The organism is Amycolatopsis sp. SID8362, from assembly GCF_010550475.1.
Classification (GTDB): Bacteria; Actinomycetota; Actinomycetes; order Mycobacteriales; family Pseudonocardiaceae; genus Amycolatopsis; species Amycolatopsis eburnea.
Genome location: NZ_JAAGNB010000750.1, coordinates 1 through 2,345, shown reverse-complemented (window position 1 = coordinate 2,345; position 2,345 = coordinate 1). Strand labels below are relative to the sequence as shown.

The following is a 2,345-nucleotide window of genomic DNA, read 5'->3' as shown; positions in this document are numbered from 1 at the left end:
CCCGCCACTCTCACCGCACCCGACCGGGTCGCGACCGTGGCCTCGCCCCGCTACGGCCAGGTCACCCTGTCGGCCTGGGACGCCCGGCATCGCCGGTTGATCCGCGATGGCTACTGGAAGGGGCATGACGGGCCGTTGCCGATCGTGGCCGGCACGGTGGTGCGGGTGGAGATCGAGCGGCTGCCCGGGGGCGGGACACCGGCCGGGGCGATGTGGTTGTGGCATGCCGGGCCTGCGGTGCTGGACCTGGTCACCATCTTCGCCGCTTATCAGCGGCGGTTCGACCTGGAACACACGTTCCGGTTCCTCAAGCAGGATCTCGGCTGGACCACACCGGCGCCGATGCTTCCCGACACGGCGTTGCGGTGGAGCTGGCTGGTGCTGGTCGCCTACACCCAGCTGCGGCTGGCTCGCGGCTGTGTCCGTGATCTGCGGCTGCCGTGGGAGAAACCCCAGCCCGCCGAGATGATGTCACCACGGCGGGTTCGACGGGATTTTCGGCGGGTTCGTGGGTTGACCGGCACCCCGGCCAACCCACCGAAACCCACCCGTCCCGGTCCCGGACGTCCCACCGGCTCCGCCCGGCCGCCCCGGACCCGCTATCCGACCTATCGCAAGAACAGCCGACGAGGCAAGAAGACCACCAAGAGTTAAAACTCAAGGAGTCATTCACTACGTTCGTGCCGGAGCCGGTTGGGCGGGCGGGGACCACACCAGCCGCGGGTCGGTCTGGACGAAGCTGCCGAGCAAGTGGTCGATCCGGGTCAGCACGTCGAGGTCCAGCCGGACGCCGCTCGCCTTCGCGTTCTCCGTGACTTGCTCCGGCGTGCTCGCCCCGGCCACCGTCGCGGCGACGCCCTCGTGCTGCAGCGTCCACGCCAGCGCGAGCTGCGCCATCGTCAAGCCCGCGTCGTCGGCGACGCCGCGCAGCAGCTCCACGCGCTCCAGCAGCTCCGGCATCAGCAACGGCCGCGCGTACGCCGGGCCGGCCGCGCGGGAGCCCGCCGGGATGCGGCCGTCGTGGTACTTGCCCGTGAGGACGCCCTGGGCGAGCGGCACCGACGCGAACTGCCCGACGCCGATCCGGTCGCACACCGGCATCACCTGCGCCTCCGCCACCCGCCACAGCATCGAATAGTGCGGCTGGTTGGCGATCAGCGGGACGTCGTGGCGCTGCGCGGCTTCGTCGGCCTGCAGCAGCTGCTCGGCCGTCCACTCCGACGTGCCGACGTACCGGACCTTCCCCTGCCGCACCAGGTCGGACAGCGCGAGGAACGTCTCCGCGACCGGCGTGCGGTAGTCGAAGCGCAGGAGCTGGTAGACGTCGATGTGGTCGGTCCGCAGCCGCCGCAGGGAGCCCTCGCACGACGCGATCACGTGCTTGCGGCTCAGCCCGGCGGCGTTCGGGCCCGGGCCCTCCGGCCAGAAGACGCCGGTGCACAGGACCAGTTCGTCGCGCAACGCACCGGAAAACGCCGCGCCGTACGCCTCTTCGGCCGCGCCGCCGTCCCACGCGGCCGCGGTGTGGAACGTCGTGATGCCGGCGTCCAGCGCCGCCGTGACGCAGCCGGGTTCGCCGTGCGTCAGCCAGTTGCCGTACGCGATCTCGCTGACGGCGAGCCCGCTCGCGCCGAGCCTGCGGTACTCCACTTCAGCCTCCCACGGCCATCTCGTCGATCCACGCGTCGACCGCGCCCGCCTTGCGCGCGAACGACTCCCGCACCGATTCGTGCGGCAGGATCAGGAACTCCTCCTTGCCGAGCCCGTGCACGACGGCTTCGGCGACGTCCTCGGGTTCGAGCAGCGGTGCCGCCGCCGCGATCGCCAGCGCGGCCGGGTGACCGGCGGCGATGCCGGGTTCGAGCAGCGCCGTGCGGACGCCGAGCGGGCACAGCGCGCTGACCCGGATCCCGCGGGGCCGGTAGGTGATCGCCAGCCACTCCGCGAGGCCGACGGCCGCGTGCTTCGTCACCGAGTACGGCGCGTCGCCCGGGGTGCCCAGCAGGCCGGCAGCCGACGCCGTGAGCAGCAGGTAGCCTTCGCCGCGCGCGAGCATCGACGGCAGCACGGCCTGGGCGGCGTGGACGTGCTGCAGCACGTTGATCTCCCAGGACTTCTGCCACTGCTCGTCGGACGCGTGGACGCCGGTGCCGAACGCCGCGCCGGCGTTGGCGCAGAACAGGTCCACCGGGCCGAATTCGGCGCGGGCGGTCGCGACCAGCGCCTTCAGGTCCTTTTTGGACGTCGCGTCGGCGGTCGCCGCGACGGCCCGCCCGCCCGCGGTGGCGATCTCGTCCGCCACCCGGGCCGCGCCGGCGGCGTCCACGTCGGACACCACCACGCCC

General features: G+C 72.5%; 2 protein-coding genes and 1 pseudogene. 1 reads left to right on the top strand and 2 read right to left on the bottom strand.

The features are described 5' to 3' along the window. Positions 1 to 654, top strand: a pseudogene (locus G3I65_RS23425) (transposase); the annotation flags it as partial. 18 nt (positions 655 to 672) lie between these two features. Here G3I65_RS23425 and G3I65_RS23420 read toward each other — a convergent pair. Together G3I65_RS23420 and G3I65_RS23415 are read right to left on the bottom strand one after the other, a co-directional pair. After that, positions 673 to 1,650: an aldo/keto reductase gene (locus G3I65_RS23420; protein ID WP_160698015.1), complete on the bottom strand. Its 978-nt coding sequence runs from the start codon at positions 1,648 to 1,650 to the stop codon at positions 673 to 675. A 1-nt stretch (position 1,651) separates the two neighbouring features. Beyond that, positions 1,652 to 2,345 (bottom strand): SDR family oxidoreductase (locus G3I65_RS23415; RefSeq protein WP_160698014.1); only part of this gene is annotated, 694 nt, incomplete at its 5' end.